Annotated in this window: 12 protein-coding genes; 9 read left to right on the top strand and 3 right to left on the bottom strand. The window is 41.4% G+C overall.

Translation table 11 applies throughout. The features are described from left to right. Positions 1–1,605 (top strand): glycosyl hydrolase (locus tag B3B27_RS06820; RefSeq protein WP_286847179.1); only part of this gene is annotated, 1,605 nt, incomplete at its 5' end. Between the two features lie 21 nt (positions 1,606–1,626). Further along, a complete protein-coding gene (locus B3B27_RS06815) occupies positions 1,627–2,508 on the top strand; it encodes a ComEC/Rec2 family competence protein (protein ID WP_238841558.1) in 882 nt (293 codons plus the stop codon). A 206-nt stretch (positions 2,509–2,714) separates the two neighbouring features. On the opposite strand, the gene B3B27_RS06810 is transcribed toward B3B27_RS06815, so the two are convergent. From B3B27_RS06810 to B3B27_RS06800, 3 genes are read right to left on the bottom strand one after another with little or no spacing between them, the layout of a single operon-like run. Continuing rightward, on the bottom strand, positions 2,715–5,294 hold the full coding sequence (locus tag B3B27_RS06810) for a family 78 glycoside hydrolase catalytic domain (RefSeq protein WP_414703263.1): 2,580 nt from the start codon (positions 5,292–5,294) through the stop codon (positions 2,715–2,717). 14 nt (positions 5,295–5,308) lie between these two features. Then, positions 5,309–7,513 (bottom strand): GH92 family glycosyl hydrolase, encoded by a 2,205-nt coding sequence (locus B3B27_RS06805; protein WP_238841556.1) that lies wholly within the window; start codon positions 7,511–7,513, stop codon positions 5,309–5,311. Positions 7,514–7,519: 6 nt separating this feature from the next. Next, positions 7,520–11,551 carry a hybrid sensor histidine kinase/response regulator transcription factor gene (locus tag B3B27_RS06800; RefSeq protein ID WP_286847175.1) on the bottom strand — a complete coding sequence of 1,344 codons (4,032 nt, stop codon included), beginning with the start codon at positions 11,549–11,551 and terminating at the stop codon, positions 7,520–7,522. Between the two features lie 399 nt (positions 11,552–11,950). Between B3B27_RS06800 and B3B27_RS06795 the strand changes: the two genes are divergently transcribed. The 7 genes from B3B27_RS06795 to B3B27_RS06765 all read left to right on the top strand — a co-directional run bounded on the left by B3B27_RS06795 (position 11,951) and on the right by B3B27_RS06765 (position 25,960). Continuing rightward, positions 11,951–15,217, top strand: a complete 3,267-nt coding sequence (locus B3B27_RS06795) for a SusC/RagA family TonB-linked outer membrane protein (RefSeq protein WP_238841554.1) — start codon at positions 11,951–11,953, stop codon at positions 15,215–15,217. Between the two features lie 13 nt (positions 15,218–15,230). After that, positions 15,231–17,039, top strand: a complete 1,809-nt coding sequence (locus B3B27_RS06790; RefSeq protein ID WP_286847174.1) for a RagB/SusD family nutrient uptake outer membrane protein — start codon at positions 15,231–15,233, stop codon at positions 17,037–17,039. Next, the gene (locus tag B3B27_RS06785) at positions 17,018–20,170 is read left to right on the top strand and encodes a SusC/RagA family TonB-linked outer membrane protein (protein WP_286847173.1); all 3,153 of its coding nucleotides are present in this window, start codon (positions 17,018–17,020) and stop codon (positions 20,168–20,170) included. The genes B3B27_RS06790 and B3B27_RS06785 overlap by 22 nt, the downstream gene beginning before the upstream one ends. Before the next feature lie 11 nt (positions 20,171–20,181). Next, on the top strand, positions 20,182–21,942 hold the full coding sequence (locus B3B27_RS06780) for a RagB/SusD family nutrient uptake outer membrane protein (protein ID WP_238841551.1): 1,761 nt from the start codon (positions 20,182–20,184) through the stop codon (positions 21,940–21,942). Between the two features lie 22 nt (positions 21,943–21,964). After that, on the top strand, positions 21,965–23,380 hold the full coding sequence (locus tag B3B27_RS06775; protein WP_238841550.1) for a sialate O-acetylesterase: 1,416 nt from the start codon (positions 21,965–21,967) through the stop codon (positions 23,378–23,380). Positions 23,381–23,478: 98 nt separating this feature from the next. After that, positions 23,479–24,954, top strand: a complete 1,476-nt coding sequence (locus B3B27_RS06770) for a DUF4832 domain-containing protein (RefSeq protein WP_238841549.1) — start codon at positions 23,479–23,481, stop codon at positions 24,952–24,954. After that, complete coding sequence (locus tag B3B27_RS06765) at positions 24,947–25,960, top strand: glycoside hydrolase family 43 protein (RefSeq protein WP_238841548.1); 1,014 nt, start codon at positions 24,947–24,949, stop codon at positions 25,958–25,960. The genes B3B27_RS06770 and B3B27_RS06765 overlap by 8 nt, the downstream gene beginning before the upstream one ends. Positions 25,961–25,993: the final 33 nt, after the last annotated feature.

Raw genomic sequence — 25,993 nt, 5'->3', positions numbered from 1 at the left:
CAGGGTGAACTGGGTGATATCGAGAACCGTGCGGCCACATCCGCAGGACACATCTACGGGAAAACCAAAATCTCCGCCGAATCGAACACTTCCGGCGGGCCGGCCTATTCCAGGCATCCGGCGATGATGAAACAGCGTACAGATCGCTTCTTTGCCGAAGGGATAAACAATACGCTCCTGCATCTGTACATCATGCAGCCTTACGAAGAAAAAAATCCCGGGGTGAATGCATGGTTTGGGAATGAGTTCGACCGCAAGAATACATGGTTTTCACAACTGGATGTCTATACAGAGTATTTGAAACGGGTGAACTTTATGTTACAACAAGGTTTGAACGTAGCAGATGTTGCTTACTTCATTGGTGAAGATACTCCGAAAATGACCGGTATTACAGATCCACCTTTGCCTATCGGTTATCAGTACGATTACATAAATGCAGAAGTGATCGAACAGGATATGACGGTGAAAAATGGTTTACTGACCCTCCCCCATGGCACACAGTACCGGGTGCTCGTGCTTCCCAAACAGGAAACGATGCGTCCGGAACTATTGGCTAAAATCAAAAAACTGGTCAACGAAGGAGCCTACATACTGGGGCCGGCGCCAAAGCGCTCACCCAGCCAGCAGAACCAACCGGAGGCAGACAACCGGGTAGAGCAATTGGCGATCGAACTTTGGGGTGACCTGGTCGACGAAACAATCAAACAGCGGGACTACGGAAAGGGTCTGATCATGAATGGTTTGTCACTTGAAGAAGTTTTCGACAGGATCGGACTTCTCCCCGACTGTAAATTGCCGGAAGACAATTCTATTCACTACGGACACCGGACCATGGGAGGGATAGAGATTTACTTTCTTTCCAACCAGACGGATAAAGAACAAATCATTACACCCAAATTCCGGGTAAAAGGGATGCAACCTGAAACATGGGAGCCTACCACCGGATATACCCGTTCACTCCCTGCCTTCGATGATAAGAACGGCGTTACAGCGGTTCCGATAAAAATGGCACCATTTGAAAGCACTTTTATCGTTTTCAGGCATAAAAGCGATAAAAAGGCAACCTCCTACAATCCTGAAACGAATTATCCGGCACCTCAACTTGTTGCCGACCTCTCCCGGGACTGGACCGTTACGTTTGATCCGCTTCGCGGAGGACCATCCGAGCCGGTGCGGTTCGACTCATTAAAGGACTGGACAACATTCTCCGACAATGATATCAAATATTATTCGGGAACAGCTATCTATAAGAACCATTTCACAATAGATTCGTTATCCGGCCATCACGAAATCACTATCGATTTGGGAAAGCTTACCGCCATGGGTAAAGTCTATATAAACGACATATATGCCGGAGGAGTCTGGACCCCCCCATACCGGCTGAAGATAACGCCGTTCTTAAAGAAAGGGACAAACGCCATAAAGATTGAAATCGTAAACAACTGGATGAATCGCCTTATAGGAGAACTCAAGCTGCCAGAAGACCAACGTACAACCGGGTGTTTTGTTAATCCGTACAACAAAGACAGTACTCTTCAGCCTTCGGGTTTATTCGGGCCGGTAACAATCAGCAGAATCAGAACCTATCATAAAATATTAAAATAAAAAAAATAAACTTATTGAATAATGAAATTAAAAATCTCAATCCGCGTTTTCCCGGTATCTTTTTTTATTATAATGCTCCTTGCCTGTTGTACTACCGGGAAAAGGTTTACACTCTGGCAACTGCCCTCACAGGTCAATACAATCGGTAATAGCTATATCATAAAAAGTAATGGAGGAAAAGTTGTTGTAATAGACGGAGGCACAGCATCGGAAGAATCATACCTGAGAGGCTTTATAGGAGCACTTGGAAATGAAGTGGAACTGTGGATCGTAAGCCATCCACATGATGACCATATGGGTGCTCTTACAAATATACTGGAAAAGCCCAACGACATCATTATTAAAAGAATTATCCATTCGGCACTCCCTGATTCCATTATCAGACTGGAAGAGGCCAGTCAGGAAGATGTGTATAAATATGATAGAGCACTTAACAATTCCGGTATAGATGTGGTGAATATTACCGAACCGGGTTTGCAGTTTGATATTGATGAAATCAGATTCAAGATATTAGGGGTCGCCAATCCTGAATTCACAACAAATCCGTACAACAACTCAAGTTGCATCATTCGTGTTTGGGATAACCACAAATCGTTCGTTTTTCTTGGTGATGCCGGCGTTGAGTGTGGGAATAAAGCACTCCAAAGTTCATTTGTAAACGATCTGAACTGCGACTACCTGCAGATGGCTCATCATGGGCAGCAAGGGTGTGATGAGAATTTTTACAAAACAGTCAACTTCCATACCTGTCTCTGGTCAACTCCAACCTGGGTTTGGGAGAACAATAATGGGGGCGGCCCCGGCTCAGGAAATCTGACAACGATGGATACACGTAAATGGATGGATGAAAAAGGAATAAGAAAACATTTTATTTCCTGGCAAGGACTTGCAAAAATAAAATAGGTTACTGTAGCTCTGTTAAAACTATTTAGAAGAAGTACGATGGGCAAATTTGAATTTGCCCATCGTACTAATAATATTAGCTTTCCATTTCTCAAAAAAGAACCGCCATATGGATTATCCGTTTTATCAAATATCCTATATCGACATAAAGTAATAGATCCGGCAAACATTTACAGCAGTTTTTATACTCCCCAATAAAATGGGTTCTACTCTTTGTATGTAAATGTATGTTTACCCGGTTTTAAATTAGTCTCATCATCTCCAGCTTTCAATATACCTGTAGTTCCCACCGGTAAAGAGATGGTGAGTTTTACTTCATCTTTTACCCTTCTCCACTCACTGGTTATTAAACCTTTTACTGAATAGTAGCTCCCTTTAGCCCAATCTAAATCTTTCACAAAGTGAGGGGTAAACAAAATATTCTTAAATCCCGGGTTATTCTTGTCATAATTAATTCCTGCCAGGTTATTCATCATCCAGGCCGATATATCACCCATAAAAACGTGATTCAGAGAGGCATCCTTGAAATCCGGATCCAAGGTCCAGGTCTCGGGTAATGTGCTGTATCCCATGGCTTCCACCCAGTAGCCCCACGATGGGGCATCGGTTTTAAGAGCCATCTTCATCACATCTTCAACATAACCGTATTTAGTAAGCATAGCCGGTACTGTTTTACTGCCAAGAAGGCCAAAGTCTAAAAAATAATTGTTTTCAACAACCTTATTATGCAGGTTTTCGGCCACTAAAGCCTCTTTACCTTCATCCACCAAACCCAAATAGAGGGCAAGAGCCTGAGCTGTTTGTGTTCCCTCAGCATAAATACCGGTAATGGGGTTAAAATATCTATTGTTGATAAGCTCTTTTAGAGTTTCGGCTTTATTACGGTATGGAGTAGAATCTTTGCCCAACAGGTCGGAGAAGAATGACATAAGTTTATTATCAAGATAATAAAACAATGTTGATGTATACTCAACGTTGGTTGTTGACTTCCAGAATACCCAGTCACCTAACCCTGAAGGAAGGTATCCATCTCTCTCTGTGGTTTTGATATACTCCAGATATTTTTTCATTGATGGGTAGAGGTTTTCAATACATCGCATATCGCCATAATAATTATATAAAGCATAAGGAATAATAAACATTGCAGCATCCCATACCGGGCCGGGCCACTCACCAAATCCCCACCCGCAAGACGGGATAATACCTGAAATTTCTCCGCTAGGCCTTTGATTATCAATAAAATCATTCATCCACTTCTCATAAAGAGTAATACCATCATATCCCAACAAAGCCAGATCAATAGCTATATAAGCATCAGCAGTCCAGCCATTCTTTTCACGTTGCGGACAGTCGGTGGGAATACTATGAATATTGCTTCGGTATGCCTGCATAGTAGCATTCCACACCTTATTCAACAAGTCTGACGAACAGCTAAAGCTGCCCACGGGTGCCAGGTCGGTATGCACAAACAGCGCCGTCAGATCATTCTCAGACAACTCAACAGGCTGATCACTCTCCACCTCAACATATTGAAACCCATTGTAAGAGAATGCCGGTGTGAAAGTCTCTCCCTGCTTGTCCCCTTTTAACGTGAACAGGTCACTTTGAAAGATCTGTTCCTCTTTTTCCGGATGGTAATATACATTTATATTCCCCTGTTCCAAACGCCCACCATCCTTTAATAACTCTCCGTAGGAGACGCGTACATTGGTACCTTCGGTCCCTTTCACATGGAGAGAACAGAACCCTGCCATATTTTTCGGGAAGCTATACACATATAGTTGATTGTTGAATTTCTTAAAACCAACTGGTTTTATCGTTTCCGTAACACGAATCGGAGGCATCTGCTGAGAGACCAGTTTTTGCGAAGGTGATTCAATTTCCTCTGCATACTCCCAGCCAGAATCATTATAATCGGCATAAATCCAGCCGTTATCTTCAAGGCGTGCATCATAAAATTCGCCGCTATAAATATCATTATAACGGTAAGCACCTGCATTAGTTTTCCAGAGATTATCACTAAGAATAAAATCCTGACTGCCATCCTCGTAATTAATATGAAGTTCGGCGATAAAAGATGGGCGATTCCTCCAGAAAGCAGTTTCAAAAAGCCATTCAGCTTTAGATTGCACGTTATACCACCCGTTTCCCAAAACAGCGCCTATAGCGTTTTTCCCCTGCCTTATCAATCTGGTTACATCGTGTGTAACATACAGGATACGCTTATCAAACTGAGTATAACCAGGATCAAGGCAATGGTCACCCACAGCTTCGCCATTCAGGTAAGCGAGGTAATAACCGGCACTGGCAATATATAAGCGTGCTTGTACCACTTTTTTATCTGCAAAAAACTCCCTCCGAAACATGGGAGCCGGTTCGAAATCTTTTGGATGGTTGTCGGTAATCCATTTTGCAACCCAATCAGATTCATGCAATTTACCTGTTTCAAAAGAGGCTATATCAGAAAGAATCGGCTCTTTATCATTTTCATTCCATACTTTAACTCTCCAGTAATAACGGGTATGAGATTCATAATCCAGATATGTATCGCAGGGTTGCAAATTTTCTTTATCGGTACCGATATAAATAACGTGTTTTCCCTCCTTAAAATCTTCATCGTTGCCCTGATATTCCCAGGTAAACCGTGGCATAGCCGATTCCACACCCAATGGTTCCACCATGTACTCTGTACGCAGATTCTTTATCTCTACGGTTTTATTGTCTGAACATCCTGCCAATAAAAAAACAGGGCAAAGGAGTAAAACCAATCTAAGCATCATTTTCATTTCAGTTTTTTTATTTATTTTCTATTATGTATTTCGCTACTCATTTCAAAAATTAATTCTCCTCCATCCATAATGTCTTGATGACTTAATGTAAACCCTTTCAGTTTTATGCCGTTTAAAGTGATGGATTTGACATATTTGTTTTCCTTACTCAGGTTTTTAGCCACCACTCTGAAGGTTTTATTGTTCTCTAAATGTAGTGTAATTTTGGGAAGTTGCGGCGCTCCGACTACATACTCCTGCCCAACCGGATTTACAGGATAGAAGCCCATTGCTGAGAATATGTACCAAGCCGACATTTGCCCGCAATCATCATTGCCGCAAAGTCCATCAGGCTTAGGCAGATAGAAACGATCGAAGATTTCTCGTATTAACGATTCGGTTTTCCAGGGTTGATCAACATATTGATAAAGATAGGCTACATGATGACTGGGTTCATTACCATGGGCATATTGACCGATAAGGCCGGTAACATCAGCCGTAAAGCCACTATTCATCTTATCCGGTGCTAAGAAAAAAAGAGAATCCAGCTTACTTGCAAACAGGCCTTTACCGCCCATTAAGCTTATTAAGCCTTCTATTTCATGCTGTACATGCCAGGTATATTGCCATGCGTTTCCCTCTGTATAGTCACCTCCGGCTGTGGAGGCATGTGACAGTCGCAAAGAGTTGAAAGGAGTTCTCCACTCCCCTCCGGAATCCCTGCCGCGCATTAATTTACTTTCAGGATCAAATAAATTTTTAAAAAAACCGGCACGCTCCGAAAAAGAGTTGTAATCGTCCATTTTACCCATTGCTTTTGCCATCTGAGCCACACAAAAGTCGTCGAAGTTCGACTCCAAGGTTCGGGAGACAGATTCTACTTCGATAAGATCAAAAGGATAATATCCAAATTTATTATATATATCCCACGAAGAGTTAAAATGATTCTCGGTTGAACTCACTTTTATTGCTTCATATGCTTTCTCCACATCATAATCCCTGAACCCTTTAATATAGGCATCTACAATAACCGGAATAGCATGATTGCCAATCATGCAGTGGTTCTCTTTACCCCAAACCGTCCAGATGGGCAGATAGCCCTGTGCTTTGTAATGTGCAATCATGCTCCTGACAAATCCGTTCACCCGCTCCGGGGTTAATATGGTGTAGAGAGGATGGGATGCACGATAGGTATCCCATAATGAAAAGGTTGAGTAATACTCGTTATCCGCAGCCTGACAGACCTGATCATCCACCCCGCGATACTTGCCATCGGTATCGGCAATATTGTTGGGTTGAATAAACAGGTGATAGAGCGAAGTATAGAAGTTTGTTTTATCTTCTTCCGGTCCCTCTGCTTCTACACGGGAAAGCAGTTTATTCCATGCTGTTTGATTTTCAGTTCTGACTGCATCGAAATCCCAATCCGGATTCTCCTCACTTATTGCTTTCAGAGCACCATCAGTACTTACCGTTGAAAGACCTACCTTCACATACAGTTCCCTTTTTTCAAGCGAAGGAAATTGAAGTACCAGACGGTCGGCTCTTTCCTTTTCCTGCCTAGGGACTACACGTTTCTCACCAAAAGGAGCGCTCAGTTCAATCGCAAAAAAATATTTCCTTTTCACCCAGGCCTCCACCTCGTTGTGACCTAACAACATCCGATTGCCAACAATCTTCAGTTCCGCTTCCAATACATGGTCCTGCACCGTTTTACCCCAACCGGTTATTCCGTTTTGAAGATCAACCAGGAGCTGGGGAATCTCCTCTCCTGAATAGGTGAACTTGTAAAATGCTGTACGTGGAGTAGTAACCATCTCTGCATACACCCGAGCATCAGTGAGATAAACGCTATAATATCCGGCCGAAGCTTTTTGCCTCTCTTTATCAAAGGCACTTAGATACTTATCCTCTCCATTTAGTCGCGTAAAAGGGAATAATAGAATATCCCCCAGATCAGGGCCACCGGTTCCATTGAGATGAGTTTGTGCAAAGCCAATAATTGTATCATCGCCATAATTAAAGCCTGAACAATATCTCCAACCGTCATTCCCCGTTTGCGGACTGGCCTGAATCATTCCAAATGGAGATGTAGCCCCGGGAAAAGTGTGTCCATTATCAGCGGTTCCGATAAACGGGTCAACATAGTTTGTTAAATCTTGTCTGTTTCCTCCATCAATGCAACTGCTCAGTGACAGCACAAGCAAGAGACAGATTAACACATGTTTTACTCTCATATAGAATTATGAATTATTGTTTTTAAGTTTTTTCATATACTCACTTGGGGGCATACCATACTCTTTCTTAAAAATGTTTGTAAAATAGGACTGGCTTTTTATACCTATTCTCAATATCAGTTCTGATATGGCAACATCCTCTTCAGCAATAATTTTAACGGCGACCTTCAGCCGTACTGTCCTGACAAACTGCTTTATAGGCATACCTATGACTTCATCGAATTTTTGGTATAAACTGGTTCTGCTATATCCCAACTCTTTACAGAAGAAATCTACATTCAGATCGGGATTATCTATATTCTTTTCTATCAGTTTAATAATTTCGTAATAAAATTCATTGTCCCGGCTATGCAGACGATCTCCCATTGCAACCGACAAGTAGTTGGACGAAAGATACTTTTTTACATTATTCTTCGATTGGAAAAGGTTGGAAATAGTTGAAAAAAGCAGATCGGTGTTAACGGGTTTTTCCAGGTAGGCGTCTGCCCCAACGTTTACACCTTCAATTTTGGCGTCTAAAGCCACTTTGGCTGTCAACAATATAAACGGGATATGTGCAAATTCCTTGTTTTGTTTTAATGCTTTACAAAGTTCATATCCATCCATTTTTGGCATCATCAGATCAGATAGTATAACGCCGGGCCTGTGTAACCTGATTTTTTCCAGCGCATCAAACCCGTCAACAGCTTCCACAATATTATAGCTTTTACAAAGTGTCTGTCTCAGAAAGAGGCGTACCTCCAAATTGTCTTCTACTATTAGCAGAACAGGTTTTAATTCGTCAATATGTGTATTTAGCTCTTTTGGCAGGAGTTTGTAATCTTCATGAACATCTTGATTTACAATAACCCGATTTTTATCATTTATTTCATTTTCCAAGTAATACTCCTTACGAAGAGGTATCTTAATTATATAATCTGTCCCTTTCCCTTTTTCGCTCGAAACTGAAAGTGTGCCTTTATGAGATAGTACCAATTTCTTTACCAAAGCTAAACCAATACCCGAACTTATTATATTGCTATCGTTACTTTCTTCTACCTGATAAAATCGATGGAAAATTTTGGCCAGAGACTTTTTAGGAATACCCATGCCATTATCTTCTATAAATATTTCAAGGTTGTGATCATACTTCTCATTTTTAGTTGTTAAGGTGTACTTTTCATTGAATATATGTGTAAAGTTATCTTTTCCCAATGCCACTTTTACATTAATCATACCATGTGCAGGTGTGTACTTAAAGGCATTACTCAACAGGTTGAAGTAAATTTCAGTAATATACTCTTCATCAAACCAACCCATCTCATCGCGGTCGACCAACATAATATCGAAGTTGAATCCTATCTGTTTAACATCGGCAAGATTTTTAAAATCGAGGCTCAGGGAATCAAAAAATGAATATATCGGGACCTCATTTACTTTCAGCGGATTGAGCTCCTCTTTTATTTTATCGAAATGAATGGCATTGTCTATAAGCTGCATCATCCGGCCTGTATTACGTGTTAGTATATTACCATACTCCTCTTTCCAATCCTTTTCCCTTATCAGTTTTTCGATCGTTCCATGTATCAATGTTAGCGGAGTGCGCAACTCATGAGATACATTGGTGAAAAACTGATTCTGCTGTAATTGCAGCATTTTAGACTGACGTTTTTCTGCCTCTTTCAATGCCAGTTTTTTCTTCAGTTCTATCCAATAGGATATGTAGAAGTAAACGGCGACCATAACTATAATAATCAGCAAAATATAAATATATTTAGCTGTTCCTGACAACCACCATGGAGGAATAACATTCAATGGTATTGAGAACACCTCCGTACTCCATATCCCATCATTATTTGTAGCCATAAGCTCCAGTGTGTACTTACCATAAGGCAAATTGGCATATGAGATTGAGTGTACTCCAATTGGCGTTTCAGCCCATTCAGTACCATAGTTAGCCAGACGATATCTGAATTTACAATCGTGAGGAGAGCTGTAATGTGAGGGAGTTAAAAATATTTTAATATTGTTCTCGCTATATTTCAGTTCAATTTTATCAACAAAATTCCTTTTTTGATTATTAACCTCAATATAAGAAATGTTGGGATGAGCCAATGTCCGGTTATTTTTGATTTCGGCGGGGTTAAAATAGATAAAGCCATCAATTCCGCCCATATATATGGTGCCTTCAGAAGAAATAAAAGAGCTACCGATCTTGTAACTATTCATACCTCCAGGAATCTTAAATTCCTGTAAATGTTGATTAAACGGATTAAAACGGTACAATCTGTTTCCACCTGCCCAGATATTATTGTTGTTATCAATCTCCAGGCATTCAATATTTTGATATTGCGAGTCGCCAGTTTTAATTGATGCCGCTTTATAGTCGTTACCATCAAGAAGCACCATCCTGTTCACTCCGCCGCCCAACGTCCCAAGCCAGAGTACCGAATCGTTCTGACGACGAATAGTGCTAATAAAATTTGAATTTAAAGTATATTGATTGCTTTCATCAGCCTGATATTGAATAGTATGCATTACCTGCCCCTCTTCATTCAACATCAGCCGGACCAACTGTTCTCCTGAAGAGTAGAACACTTCAGGATATATTTCATCAGCATACAGACTTATTACTCGCTTTGGGGTAAATGCACTGGTAGCAGGTTGAGATTCTTTGAATACCGTGCATTCGAAGCGGTTATCTTTTTGAATAATTCTAATTACTCCATGATTCCATGTTCCAGCCCATATCTGACCAAAGCAATCTTTGCTAATACCGGTTACTTCATCATTAGGGAAATTACAGATATCATTCAAACTCTGTATCTTGGGATTGCTCTCCTTTATATTCAATATATCCAAACCATTGGTATGTCCGATCCAGAGCAAGTCCTGATTTAAAAGCAAAGAACGTATATTGTTGCAGCTAAGCGACTTGCCCGATTTGTTATGTAAGTAACGGGTAATTTGTTTGCTGTTTTTATTAATCCTGTTTAGCCCATTGGAGTGAGTACCTACCCATATGCAGGTACCATCATCTGCAATAGCCCTGACTATTTTATCAGATATAGTATTGGGATTATCAGGTTCATGTTGTACACGATAGAAAGCTTTTTGCTGCAAGTCTATTACATTAACCCCACCAGCGTAAGTGGATATAAAAAGATTATGAGTCTGATCAATGAAAAGGTCAATAATGAAATCAGAGTTAATTGAGCTGGGGGCCTTGCCTGCATAAAAGGAAGCCACATTAAGTTCTCCTTTTTCGGGAGTTAAAAGAAACAATCCTTTTGTGGAAGATACCCAGTAGTTGTTTTTAAAATCTTCAACAATATCGGTGATCAACCCATTCTCAAAGGAAATAGGTAATTTTTTAAGCCTGCTAAGTTTATATATTGATCCCTCATTATTTTTGGAATTGATAAACTGAAGGCTATTGCTGACATATAAATTTTTTTCAGTTGCAATAAAAAGCTGATTATGGCTGTCCAAAAAAGTATAACGGATTACTTTTCCCTCATCAGATAATATTGCATTCGGGAGTTCAAGTTGATTGATTTTTCTGCCTGAATCAAAAATAAAACATCCCTGATCTGTAGAAAGCCATACTCTGTTCAGTCTGTCTTTTTGCATCGAAAAACAGTGAGCATTTATATCTATACTGATTTCCTGCAATATATTATCACCCACACGCTCGTACATATAAAATTGATTATCTGCATCTTTGATTAGAACAAAAGAATCTTTTACTGACAGAATTTTTTCTATGTTTTTATTCACTGCATGCTGACTGTCTTTAGCATAAATTGTAAGGGGCAAGTACTCTTTGGTCGCAGGGTCAAAGTATTGAATACCCGCAACAGTAGCAAGCCAGAATTTTCCCTCATCATCAATAGATATATCCAGGATACGATTAACGTAACTGTTTGAAAAATTCTCCTTCTCCTGATAAAATGTCTCAATTTGATACCCGTCATACTTACACAAACCGGCATAAGTACCAATCCAGATAATCCCGTCTTTATCCTGAATCACGACGTTAGCATCAGTATGTGGCAAACCTTCCTGAATTGTTAAATATTCAATATTAAAATACAATTTTTCTGTATTGGCAGCAATACAGAAAAGGGGTAAAATTGCAAAAATTAACCTTTTTAAAGTCACGACCTGCATATTTCTCTAATCATTTGTAAAAAAAATAATATTTTGAATACCTATAGTGCTCTTCCGTACATTTTATCATCTCGATTGTACATTAAAGCAAATAAGCACAATTAAGCAAATCAAATGTACAAACACACACGAGCTCGATTTTGTTATTTCATATTTTTGTTTCCTAAATTTTTAAAGCAAATGTATATGAAATATTTAATCCAATTGTACAAATATTTAAATATTTGATTAAAAGGCAACGTGAAAACTAATTTATTAACTTAATTATTATTTAACAATTTTACTATGTACTTAAACAACACAAAACCACTAGCGCAAAGGCTGTCTTGTTTGGTAAATGCAGGTAGGTTAGTATTATTTATACTAATATTATTTAATTATTGTCCTGCATATGCCTTAAATGAAACAGCTGTCTCATCAAAGCATGTCGTTACGGGGCTTGTAAAAGATGAAAAAGGAGAAACTCTTATCGGGGTAAATATTGTAGTTAAAGGTGCAGAGACTACAGGTACTGTGACCGACATAGATGGAAAGTTTTCTCTTTCGGTCGATCTGCCTGCTGTACTTGTATTTTCTTACCTGGGCTACGATACCCAAGAGGTAAACGTCACAAATCAATCACCCCTGGTCATTCAGTTAAAACCAACTACCGAATTTCTGGACGAGGTGGTGGTCGTAGCATATGGCGCCCAAAAGAAAGTTTCGGTAACCGGTTCTATTGCATCACTGGATAATAAGGATCTGCTTAAAAGCTCTTCAACCAATGTTGCATCTGTTTTATCCGGTCGTCTGCCCGGGCTTACAGTAATGCAGTCGAGCGGCGAGCCGGGACGCGAAAACATAAATCTGTTTCTCAGAGGTGCAGCCACAATGAATGGAATGAATCCTCTTATCCTTGTTGATGGCATTCCTTATGACAATATTTCAAACATAGATCCTCACGAAATTGCAAATATCTCAATTTTAAAGGATGCATCAGCCACAGCCGTATTCGGTGTCAGAGGTGCCAATGGCGTTATCTTGATTACTACCCAGCGTGGAAAGGAGGGATCGGTAAAGGTTAGCACCTCCTTGGAGTATAGCACTCAGGGGTTTGCATTCAAACCTGAACGTATTAATTCATGGGAATATGCGATACTGCGTAATGAAGCATTAATGAATGAGGGTGCTGCGCCATTCGCTGAATTCAGCAAAGAGGATATTGCACTTTTCGAAAGCTGGAAAACCGGTGAACCAACAGATCCATACTGGCACCCAAACCAAAACTGGCAGAAAATACTCTTTAAAAGCCATGCCCCTATAATGAAAGGAAATATAAACCTATCGGGTGGTAATAACAAAGTACAATACTTTATCAGTAGCGGTTATGTAACACAGGGTGGTATCTTTAACACCGAATCTAAAAAATTTCTGGGTTACAAACCGCAATCGTCACTTGATCGCTACAACTTCAGATCGAATATTGACTTCCGTTTCAATCAAAAAGTAAAAGCGTTTTTGAATATAGCCAGTAGCGTTGAAAAAATAAACTCTCCCAACTCAGGCATTAGTGATATCTTTGTCGCTTCCCTGACGCACCGGCCTACTTCGCCCGGTCCGCTGTCGAGCATGGATTATAAGGTACAGATCGCGGGTGGCGAGTTGGTGGACTCAAAGCCAAGCCGTATCGTAGGTGACCCGCTCGATCCTCTCAAATCGGCCTACGGGCTGTTAAATCGTGCCGGATATGTCAATGAGACCCGCTCCAGCGTAAACTCTGTAACCGGCCTAGACATCAACCTGGACTTCATTACTCCGGGATTAAGTTCCAAAGCGCAGGTCTCATTCAATGGGCGCGCCCGTTCTACTATGCGTGGAAACCGGAGATATATCCGTTACAAATATCTGAAAAACAAGGCAGGTGAGCAGGTGTATGTGCTGGATGACGGCGACGATGATTCCGAAGGGCCTTTATCATTGAGCAAAGGAGTATCGTCAGGATATTTTGTAAATTTGCAATGGCAGATGAATTATGCCCGGGTGTTTAATGAAAAGCACAAAGTAGGTGGTTTACTACTTGCCCAAAGAGATTACAAAGAGGCTTCGGAAGATGATCCGTACACTGATAAATATTTACCGTTTAACGTCATAGGTTTCTCTGCCCGTAGTACTTACTCGTATGATGATCGATACCTGGCTGAAGTCAATTTAGGTTACAACGGCTCTGAGCAATTTTCTCCAAACAAACGATTTGGTTTCTTCCCCGCACTTTCCGGCGGATGGGTCATTTCAAATGAAAAGTTTTTACGCAACAATAAGACGCTTACAAACTTAAAGCTGAGAGCATCCCTGGGAAAAGTGGGTAACGATAAGATTGGTTACAACAGATTCCTTTACCTTGATGATATCAATACCAATGGCTGGGTGAATGACGACGTACGCGTTCTGTATATACCCAGCCTGGGCATGGGTGGAAAAATTGAAGAACGTGCATTGGGTAACCCGGACATAACATGGGAGGTTGCTGAAAAACAGAACTATGCTATCGATTTGGGACTCTTTAATGATTTTAGTCTGACATTTGATTATTTCACTGAAAACAGAAGTCAGATCCTGATACAGAGAGGCATTGTGCCCGATCTTCAGGGAAGGCCGCAGCACACGCTCCCAAAAGTGAATATGGGAAAAGTTGAGAACAAGGGGTTTGAGCTGGTTCTTGGTTATAACAAATGGTTCCGCCACGACTTTGGCTTCAATGCAAACTTAAACCTGGGTTATAATAAAAACAGGGTGACGGAGGCAGACGAGCCTTATTTACCGGAAGACTATGCTCACAGGCAAAGACTAACCGGTTACACGCTTGGACAGAACTGGGGATACCAGATTGACTACACTATTGATGAATCCAAAGGCAAAGATGGCAGCGGTTTCTTTAACAGTGAAGAAGCAATCAAAGACAGTGGGCTTGACTATGAGATAGGGACTCCCAAACCCGGCGACTTTATCTATGTTGACCAAAATGGGGATAACGTAATTAATGACCGGGATATTGTCCCAATTAAATATTCAAGCCTAGTACCTAAATATATCTATGGTGCCAGTTTCGGAGTTACCTACAAAGGATTCGATTTCTCATGCCTGGTCCAGGGAATTGGAAAATACAGCCGTTACTATGCCGATGCCGGCATTTTCGAGGAGCTGAGCGCCAAATCTTACTTCGACATGCATATGAATCGCTGGTCGGCTGAAAGATACCAGCAGAAGCTAAATGGTGAGAAGGTAAATATTTCACACCCACGTTTGGCAAATACCCAATCCACCAGCCATGTACCGAACGATTACTACATCATGGACGCATCATATGTAAGATTAAAAAATATGGAGATAGGATATTCGTTACCTAAAAAAGCCTCGGGGCTGATAAATGCCGAAAGCATTCGTTTCTATATCAATGGAGATAACTTGTACACCTGGCACAATCTCAAGACCGATGGTTTTGACCCTGAACAGGCGGGCCCGACACAATATCCTAACATGAGAGTATATAATATTGGGCTTAACGTAACTTTCTAAAAAACAAACAATAATGAATAAACATTATATATTTAGCGTTTTTGTCGCTTTTTTGGCTTTATTGGTTGCATCCTGCAACAGCGAACTTGATAAAGCCCCCGACGGAAGAACTTCACTTGATGCAGTCTTTGAGGATCCCGTACTGACTGGAAAATATCTGAGTAACTGTTACAATAACATTCCCAAAAAAGGGTACTGGTACTTTTTCTGGACCAATATTCCCAATGGAGTGAGCGATGATAACTGGGATTGTGATGATAACCAGGGGTTGCAGCTTGCCCACCTTTACAAAGGAATGGCCAGTGCCAACAGGCACCCGATTGAAGAACCCAATATCCCTTCAATGGATGGATTATACTGGAAAAATTACTGGGCTCAAATACGTTTGATTAATACTTTCTTGGAACAGATTCCCTCAGCAGCTGTGGAATCGGAGGAGGTAAGAGATAGATGGACAGCAGAAGCTCATGTTCTAAGAGCATATTTCTACCTGCAAATGGTGAAATGGTATGGCAATATACCCATCTTTACAGAACCTATATCGTTAGACTACGATTATTCTAAACTGAAAAAGGACAGCTTTGAAGATTGCGCACGCCAGATTGTGGCCGACTGTGACCAGGCTTTAGAGTCCAAATATCTTCCATGGAGAATTACCTCTATGGCAGAAATTCACCGTATGACCAAAGCCATTGCTGCAGCAATTCGTTCAGAAGCCAGTATATATGCCGCAAGCCCTCGTTTCAACGACGGAAAAAAATTATGGGACTGGGCATACGAGGTTAACAAACAGAGTGTACAACTTCTTGAAGCTAACGGTTTTGAACTTTACGACAAGATCCAAAACCCCGAACTATATAAGTCAGCATATGAAGAGTACTTTGTACAAAGAGCTGATTTAAGCCCCAATCCACACGATAAAGAGACTATCTGGCAGGGGTACCACCTGGTGCCTCCTCATGTAGTGATCAGAGGATTCCCCATTGATGGCGGCTATATGGCGGGGACAGTACCCACACAGGAACTGGTTGATGCATACGATATCCTTAATACAGGCAAGTCTGTACTGAATCTGGAAAAACCCTACCAGGACGAGACTAAGTTAAAACCTAATTACAATCCTGAATCTGGATATGATCCCCAAAATCCTTATGCGAACAGAGACCCTCGCTTCTATGCCACAGTCTACCACAATGGCAGTAAGAAGATTATGAACGGAACACCAACTGTTATTGAAACTTTTGTTGGAGGTAATTGTTCTATTCATCCTTCATTGCGCTCTAACACACGCACCGGATATTATGCAAAGAAATTTATGCACCCCATGTCAAACCCGACAAGTCAGGACGACGGCACATGGAAACATTACAGGCTGGGTGCCGTATATCTGAACTTTGCCGAAGCTGCAGCCGAAAGCGGGCACCTCGATGAAGCAATGAAATATGTAAACAAGATTCGTCACAGAGCCGGATTTTCTACTACCGTTGATGTAAAAGCACCTGACAAAAAAGAGGCTGTACTTTTGGTACGTCATGAAAGAAGGGTGGAGCTGTCATATGAAGAGTATAGATATTTCGACTGCAGAAGATGGGCTTTACCCGGTGAAGACCTTATCAATGAAAAGTTCAGCACAGGCATGCAAATAACGAGGAATCAAGATGGATCTTTCAGCTATAAAAGAATATTAGTAGGGACTCAGGATCCTTCGGTTCCAAGTAAAATGTCGTATGAAAGCAAATATCACTTACTGCCAATTCCTTTGGAAGAAGTATCAAAACTTGAATCACAAACAGGAATAAAATGGCAAAACCCGGGATGGTAATCACAAAAGAATTTACAGTAATGAAGAATACAATATATAAATTAATTTGCTTACTGCTGATAGGCTCTATGACAACTGTTTATGTCTCAGCAGCCACAGCTTTAAGAACGGAAAGATTTTCTGTTGAACAGAATGAACTCTCCAAAACAGTGAATGGAGTTGTGCTGGATCAGCACGGCAAACCTTTATCGTTAAAAAAGATCTATTTCCCCGAACTGGGAAAAACCTTTTTTACCAATAAGTCGGGCGGGTTCAGTGTAGATATACCCTACCACTTTACTGATATCACGATAGAGTGTGACGGGTTTCAATCACAACGAGTAGCGATTGATGAAAATGTTACGGTTAAGTTACAAAAAGATGCACATAGCCGGGATAAAATGATTCCTCTGGCTATGATGAAAAATGAAAAAAGAGCTGAGATTACCGGTTCATTTTCTACTGTCAGCGGCGAAGAGCTTGAAAAGTATCCTTCAAGCGGATTTACCGGTTCTTTAACAGGGAAACTGGCTGGATTAACGGTATTACAAGGTGGAAGCGAACCAAACAGCGATGGAGCTGCACTTTTTATCAGAGGTAGAAATACCATGAGTGGAAATAGTCCCGTATTTGTGATTGATGGCATCGTGTCTCCCACTATTGATTTGAATATGATAGATCCCAAAACAGTTGAATCCATCACCGTTTTAAAGGATGCGGCCGCAACCGCCCTTTACGGATTCCAGGCCAGCTCGGGCGCTATCATCATTACTACCAAAAGAGGAGTATATGGTAAGCCGCAAGTCTCCTATTCATCTGATTTCTCCATTCAGCAACCTACTGTTAAGGCAAAACCTCTTCATAGCTGGGAGTATGCTGAATTGAGGAACCAGGCATTAAAAAATGACAATCTTCCTATTGAATACAGTGATGCAGAAATCGAATCATACAGAAGTGGTGAAAACAGGGACCTTTTCCCTGACAACAACTGGTATGGCAAGTATCTGAAAAGCTCCGCATTTATGCATCGTCATAATATGAATATCACCGGAGGTAGCGATCGTATCAGATATTTCATCAATGCAGGATATATCGATCAGAACAGCCTCTTCAACATTGAAGGGACCGACAATTCCGATCCTTCAAAATATATGAAAAGGTTCAACGAAAGGACAAACCTTGATATTAACCTCTTGCCCAACCTCGATGCATTCCTTAACCAGATGGTGATTGTTAAAAGGACCAATAATCCTCCAGTAGGCACAAGCACTATTTTCGACGGCATTTTCAAAACACCGGCAACAGAGTATGGGCCTGTAACAACCGATAACGGGGTGATTGTCTCCCCTTGGAATACCAATTCAGTTTATGGGAGCCTTAACCGCAGCGGCTATCAAAGATTTACAGAGACCAATATCAACGTTGCCCTGGGTTTACGCTGGGGATTGGATTTCATTACAAAAGGTTTGTCTCTTAATGGTACTGTAGGATACGAGTCCAGGCAACAAAGCGGTATTTTCGGTAATCAAACTTATGCACGATACATAAGAAACGAAGATAAACCAAATGAACTGGAATTTATCCCTTATGGCACATGGATAGATTCGGAACTCACTTTAAACAAAGGTTCAAACTACCGTTATTTTTTGAATTTCAACGGATTTTTGAATTACGAACGTACCTTCAATACAGTACATAAGATCGATGCCTTCGCAAACTATTTTGCACAAAATGTAATAAGAGAAGGTGGCGGTGATCAGTTTCTGCCTTACGATTATCTTGCGTTCAGCCTTCACGGCAAGTATGGGTATGACAATCGTTATTTTGTACAGTTTGATGGAAGCTTGATGAGTTCAGATCAATTCAAACGCGACAACCGTTTTGGCTTCTTCCCTACTCTCTCGGCAGCCTGGGTTTTGTCGAATGAGGAATTTATAAAAGATAAATACGGCGACTGGCTGACTTACTTGAAGGTGAAGGCTTCATATGGCAAGGTAGGGAATGATCAAATACCGGGCGGACGTTATATGTATGAAGATGATATACGCCTGGGCAGCGGCGGATATATCCAAAGCTTATATTCGGGAGCATTAATACATGAAGGATTAAGAGGTAACCCTCTCCTGCAATGGGAAGATTCGAGACAACAAAACTATGGTTTATCGTTAGGATTGTTTAATTCGTTAACAGTAAATTTCGATTACTATCTGCACAGAACAGACCATATACTTATCAAGGATAATCTGCTTCCGGCATTACATGGTATCGCAACGGACCGCCTGCCGTATGAAAATGCGGGGAAAGTGCAGAATAAAGGTTTTGAACTGGAACTTCTTTACGACAAAGATATCAACCAGGAGCTTCATATTACAGCCGGTAGTGCACTTGCCTTTAACCGCAACAAAGTCCTCGAAGCACACGAAGTAGACAGAACAGAAAGCAACTTTGCTTATCCGTTCCGCAGCACAGGATATGCAATAGGTCAACAATTTGGCTATCTGATCGATTATTCGAACGGTAACGGTTTTTTCAACTCTAAAGAGGAGATAAAAAACAGTGGCTTAGTCTATGATGGAGTACAACCTCGTGTGGGAGATTTCATATACAAGGACCTGAACAACGACGGAGTGATCAACAACCAGGATTTGGCACCTGTCAAATACAATACGCTGCCCGAAATATCCTACTCTTTTAATTTAGGCGTTGCGTATAAAAGCTTCGATCTGTATGCACTGATGCAAGGTGTATCGCACTCAAGCAATTACTTCAATGGCATGGGTATATACGAATTCTACGGGAACGGCACCTACTTCGGCCATCACAAAAATGCATGGACGCCTGAAGCATATGCCAATGGCGACAAAATCTCTTACCCTGCATTATCTACCAAGCAAAGTTCGAGTACACAGGCAAACAGCTTCTTTATCCTTAGCAATAACTATTTCAGATTAAAAAATCTTGAATTAGGATACACATTGCCGGCAGACTTTTGCCAGAAACTACATACCGATAAGATTCGATTCTATTTGAACGGTACCAACCTGCTTACAATCAATGATCGTAAGTTCAAGGATCTGGATCCCGAATCAGTTACGTTGAATAACTATCCTCATTACAGAACGTATAATCTTGGGTTAAATATTGTATTCTAAAATTAAATAGTATGAGATCTAAAATTACAACTATATTACTATCCGGATGTCTGTTGTTTGGTGCTTCATCATGCGTAGATATCGAACGATTTGAAGATGGGAGAATATCTTTTGAAGAGATCTTCCAGAACGATAAGAAAACAGCTGCTTATCTGAACCGTTGTTATGCATATATACGGCCTTATGGTACCGAGTACCCGGGAGCTACTTTATTGGCAGCATTTAGCGATGAGAGTTATGACACTAACGATGTGCTTCACGGCAGCGCTTCAAAATGGTTTACAGGCCAGTTGACCCCGTATTACAATCCTATTGAAAACGGCTATGTAACATGGAATCATTACTGGACAGCAATCAATTACTGCAACGTGTTTTTAAGCAATATCGATGATGCGGTCATAAGCAGCACAATAGACCGTAACAGCTGGAGAGCCCAGGCGTATGCTTTAAGAGCTTTCTACTATCTTCAATTGATCAAAAGGCAAGGCGGGGTTCCAATTATTCTGGAACCTTCATCCAAGGAGTTTGACTATTCAGTGCTGAAGAAAAATTCGTTTGCCGAATGTGCTAAACAGATCATCAGTGATTGCAATGAAGCACTTAAAGCATCCGACCAGGAATTGACCTGGCGCCCGGGTAATGTTGAAAACGACAGAGGCCGCCTCTCCAAAGCTGTTGTTCACGCTGTCCGCTCGCAGGCAGCTCTATATGCAGCCAGCCCAAAATGGAACGACGGTACCATTACCTGGGAAGATGCAGCCAGGATAACCAAAGAGTCGTTGAATGCATGTACTTCAAAAGGCTATTCACTGTTCCGCAGCTACCCCGGAGCACAGTTCGGACACTCAGCATACGACGTGTACTTTTATACTCCCATGGAAGTGAACGGCGGAAGTGACAGAGAGACGATATACCAGACCGGCGGACGCTTGCAGATTTTCAAATACCACGGTTTGCCAGTCGTGAACGGAATGGAAAAAGCAGGGATCAGCCCTTCTCAGGAGTTGATTGACTCTTACGAAACAATTGACGGTGTACGTCCAATCTTAGGATATTCCGATGAGGATCATTTACACCCCATCATCAATCCCGAAGCGACCCTATATGATGAAGGCAAACCGTACGAAAACAGAGACCCTCGTCTGAAGGCTTCTATCTACTATAATGGTTCACGATTTAATCTGAACAATCCCAACAGCTTCGTATGGACATATCCGGGAGGTAATTGCGAATTGAAATCAAACAGTTCAATGCACACTCGAACAGGTTACTATCTAAGAAAATATTCGCATTTTGATTCAAACAAGAATACAAATAAAGATGGTTATTTTAAACTATTTCGTTTAGCTGAACTCTACTTAAATGCAGCAGAGGCAATAAATGAAGCATCTGCATCAGGCACAGCTCCTGTAGAAGCAATAAACCTGGTCAACCAGGTAAGAAGCCGTGTGAATATGAAGGCAATTCCCCTGGGTATCAGCAAAGATGAGTTCAGGGAGCGTGTCCGTAACGAACGACGTGTTGAACTGGCTTTTGAAGAGCACCGCTTCTTCGATGTTCGACGTTGGAATATCCTGGACAAAACCGATCGTGTAGTAACAGGCATGTCGTGTGAAATGGTCAACCAGAAACCGGTATATACCCGCTTTGTAGTTGATAATGAACGGGTAGCCAACAACGAACGCCATTTGGTGTTTCCTATACCTGGCGATGAGGTGATCAGGCTGAAAAATCTGACTGGTATAGATTTTCAAAATCCCGGATGGAACTAATTGAATAAAAAAACGTATAAAAATGAAAAAGACAATCCTTTTGGTTTTATTGATTACAGGCTCACTATCATTTATTTACGCTGATATACACCTGCCATCGATAATCAGTGACAATATGGTGCTTCAACGTAATTCCCAGGCCCGTATATGGGGCAAAACAGACACCGGCAGCTTATTAAAGATTACAACCGGCTGGAATGGGAAAGAGTATAAAGTATCAGTCGACAAAGAAGGAAAATGGGAATTGTTTGTAGAGACCACCGAAGCCGGTGGTCCCTACAACATGACCATCGAGTCGAAGAAAGAAAAGAAAGTATTGCAAAACATCTTTCTGGGAGATGTATGGATCTGTTCAGGACAATCGAACACGGAGATGCCTGTTAAAGGCTTCACCGGCCAGCCGGTGGAAAACTCTATCGATGCAATTATCGAATCACAAAGCTACCCCTCTATACATATGTATACTGCAAAACAAACTCCTGCGCTCACACCTCAGGAGGATGTTGCCGGACAGTGGGAACAGGCATCGGTATCAACTACCGGTGATTTTAGCGCTATTGGATATTTTTTTGCAAAAACATTACAGGATGTACTGAAAATTCCGATCGGGATTGTGCATTTCAGCTGGGGAGGCTCATCAATAGAAACATGGATGAGTAAAGAAAATTTAAAAAAGTACGACCATATTGACCTCTCCAATATTGAGATCCATCCACAAGTGCCTCAACAAATTCCGACACTGCTCTACAATGGCATGCTGTTGCCTGTTGTGAATTACTCTGTAAAGGGTTTTATATGGTATCAAGGCGAGAGCAATATCCCTGTCTATCAACACTATACATCTCTCTTTACAGATCTTGTATCAGAATGGAGAGATCTTTTTGGCGGGGGTGAAGAACTACCTTTCTACTTTGTTCAGATCGCACCCTTCCAGTATGATGATCCCATGAAGAGAGAGAGTGCTTACTTGCGGGAAGCGCAAATGAAGTGTCTTGATGCAGTACCCAATACAGGCATGGCAGTGACACTTGATGCAGGCGAGTTACAGTGCATACATCCTGCCAAAAAAGAAATAGTTGGCAAACGTTTAGCTTACCAGGCTTTAAACAAAGCCTACAATTATGAAAATATCCCTTGCGACGGACCTGTCATGAGTGATATTGAAATAAAGGAAGATAAACTGATAGTGAGCTTCAAAAATGCAGAACACGGGCTCTACCCTATGTTTGTAGAGCTGGAAGGCTTTGAAGTAGCAGGAGAAGATAAAAAATTCTTCCCGGCAAAAGCTGTAGTTACCAATTTTTGGAATAAGATTGAAGTCTCTTCAATAGAGGTTGAAAGGCCACGGTATGTCAGATATGGGTTTCGAAACTATGTGAAAGGATCCCTGTATAATGCCTATGGCTTACCCGCCGGCTCATTCAGAAGCGATAAGTAACCTCGTTTTAGCCTCTCTGTAAGCTGTTCCGGAAGAGAGTTATACTCCGGTTCCGGGAGTGCTAATCAACCCGTACAATATTGTTTAATTGATTGAATATGACAAATACTGCACAATATAAAAACGACTTACTAATTATTTCATTTTTACTTTTCGTGCTCTCTTTCAACAGTCAGGTGATGGCTCAGGACCTACTCAAAACCAGGGAGATGCACACCGTTTATCCGAAAGATCATGGAGGTGCATTAATCAATCCGGATATGGGTTGGACCATGCATTTCTACTCCAATGTCTTGGCTAACTACGGATCAAAACTGGAGGCATGGGATACATTGGATGACTTCCCCGGCGTCAGTACTGTTTATCTCCGGGTGCCCTGGGTAGCTGTTCAACCCGAAGAAGACAGATACACCTGGGAGATTCTGGATACACCTGCACAACGCTGGACAGATAAGGGTAAGAAGGTGGCTATACGCATTACGGCTACGGAAAACTGGATGACTCAGGCTACCCCCCAATATGTCTTCGATGCCGGAGCAAAAAAGTATCGTGCATACGATTACTTTGAGCCGGACTATTCCGATCCTGTTTTTCTCGAGAAGGTAGATGAATTTGTACGGGTGATGGCCGAACGCTACGACGGCAATCCCAATATCGCATTTGTCGATATCGGCCATTTTGGCATGTGGGGAGAAGGCCATACAGTCATCACCTCGCCGGTGCATGGTAAAACATGGGATATCGAAACCAAAAAAAAGATTATCGATATCTATTGCAAGCACTTTAAAAAAACCAGATTGTGTATCTCCGATGATTTTGTGGGGGACTCTGAACCGGGCAGCCGTTTCGCTATCTCTGATTATGCCTTTTCAAGAGGAGTAACGATGCGTGACGACAGTATTTTAGTGCAAAAAGCTCCAAGACAGTGGTTTCACAGTGAAATGGCCCAGCTTTTCTGGCCAACAATGCCAGTGATCCTGGAGCACGAACATTACGAAGGGTCAAAAAAGAGAGGTAGCTGGAATAAAGACCTGCTTCTGCAGTCTATTGAAGATTACCATGCTTCTTATATGTCGATACATACATGGCCAAGGCTTCTTCTTGAAGAAAACCGTGATGTAATTGATAAAATCAACAGGCGAATGGGATATCGCATTCATGCACAGTCGATTGCTTATCCAAAAAAAATTAAAAAAAATGAACTGTTCCTGTTGCAATGGAACTGGCAAAACAAAGGAGTAGCACCCTGTTACCCTGGCGGCTATCCATGCTTAACATTAAAAGACGATAAAGGGGGTATTGTATCGGTTATGGTTGAATCTGATTTTAATGTAAAATCAATGCCCCCTGCAGAAGAAGGCAAGGCCCCTGTCTGCAAAATCACTTCCGGATTTATTGTTGCCAAACAGATGGATGATCCGAAAGGGCCATTTTTCAGGACCTGTAAGCCGGGTGTATATGATGTCTATATCTCGGTAGGTAAACTCGACGGAACCCCAGAACTGGAACTGCCCTATCACAATGATGACGGAAAAAAACGCTACAAAATAGGTAAAATAACATTATATGAATAATTTTAATAGTATGAATTTCAGACACAACAGCATTTTATTCGTTTTCATCCTGTTATCGGGATTAATTTTCTCCTGTACTGGGTGCAATGATGAGAATAACCCTCAGGAAAATCAGAAGGATGAAGATAATAAAGAATACCCTGTCAAATTAAACTCCATAAAAATAAGAGACCCTTTTATCTTTGTAGATCACAAAACAAAGACCTACTTCCTCCACTATAATCCATATACATATAAAAATCTGCAATGCCTGTCGAGCAAAGATCTAATAAACTGGAAAAATGAGGGTTACAGCTTTACCGCTTCCGCTAATTTTTGGGGTGTAAAAGATTATTGGGCACCTGACGAATATGAATATAACGGAAAGTACTATCTGTTTGTCACTTTCAGCAACAGGGAAGGACATCGGGGTACATCGGTGTTGACATCCGCTACACCCGATAAAAATTTTATCCCCCTCGTCAATGGACCGATTACACCTATAGACAAGATGGCTCTTGATGCTGCTTTATGGGTCGATGAAGAGGGGCAGCCATGGATCGTATATTGCCACGAATGGTTACAGGTGACCGATGGGCGTATCCTGGCACAAAAAGTAACAAAAGATCTCACCGCGACCACCGGGGATCCCATCACCCTCTTTTCGGCCAGTGAAGCGCCCTGGACAAAAGCGATCAACGCCGAAGGTGCATATGTAACTGACGCTCCTTTCCTTTACAGGGCCAAAAACAATGATTTACTGATGATTTGGTCGGGGACAAGCAAAAATAATCACTATGCCATCGGCGTGGCACGCTCCCAGTCAGGAAAGATAGAAGGCCCGTGGGTACACGAAGAGGAGACACTTAACAATTTCAGCGGTGGACATGCAATGATATTTGAAGATCTTGAAGGTGTACTGCGGATAGCTTTCCATTCTCCCAACTCGGGCGATATGGAGCGTGCCGTCATTTATGAACTGATTGATCTGAACGGTCGTATATCTCTGGGCAACAAACTGGAATGATACAGAATTAACGCTGTAAGAGTCCCGCTTAAC

It is taken from the genome of Proteiniphilum sp. UBA5463, from assembly GCF_002427225.1.
GTDB classification, from domain to species: domain Bacteria; phylum Bacteroidota; class Bacteroidia; order Bacteroidales; family Dysgonomonadaceae; genus Proteiniphilum; species Proteiniphilum propionicum.
This window is presented reverse-complemented; position numbering and strand designations above follow the sequence as displayed.

Excerpts from the sequence above, each read along its gene's own strand:
- B3B27_RS06785 (WP_286847173.1), top strand. The coding sequence starts at position 17,018 with ATGGCAAAACCCGGGATGGTAATCACAAAAGAATTTACAGTAATGAAG.
- B3B27_RS06815 (WP_238841558.1), top strand. The coding sequence starts at position 1,627 with ATGAAATTAAAAATCTCAATCCGCGTTTTCCCGGTATCTTTTTTTATT.
- B3B27_RS06780 (WP_238841551.1), top strand. The coding sequence starts at position 20,182 with ATGAGATCTAAAATTACAACTATATTACTATCCGGATGTCTGTTGTTT.
- B3B27_RS06770 (WP_238841549.1), top strand. The coding sequence starts at position 23,479 with ATGACAAATACTGCACAATATAAAAACGACTTACTAATTATTTCATTT.
- B3B27_RS06805 (WP_238841556.1), bottom strand. The coding sequence starts at position 7,513 with ATGAGAGTAAAACATGTGTTAATCTGTCTCTTGCTTGTGCTGTCACTG.
- B3B27_RS06810 (WP_414703263.1), bottom strand. The coding sequence starts at position 5,294 with ATGAAAATGATGCTTAGATTGGTTTTACTCCTTTGCCCTGTTTTTTTA.
- B3B27_RS06790 (WP_286847174.1), top strand. The coding sequence starts at position 15,231 with ATGAATAAACATTATATATTTAGCGTTTTTGTCGCTTTTTTGGCTTTA.
- B3B27_RS06775 (WP_238841550.1), top strand. The coding sequence starts at position 21,965 with ATGAAAAAGACAATCCTTTTGGTTTTATTGATTACAGGCTCACTATCA.
- B3B27_RS06765 (WP_238841548.1), top strand. The coding sequence starts at position 24,947 with ATGAATAATTTTAATAGTATGAATTTCAGACACAACAGCATTTTATTC.
- B3B27_RS06795 (WP_238841554.1), top strand. The coding sequence starts at position 11,951 with ATGTACTTAAACAACACAAAACCACTAGCGCAAAGGCTGTCTTGTTTG.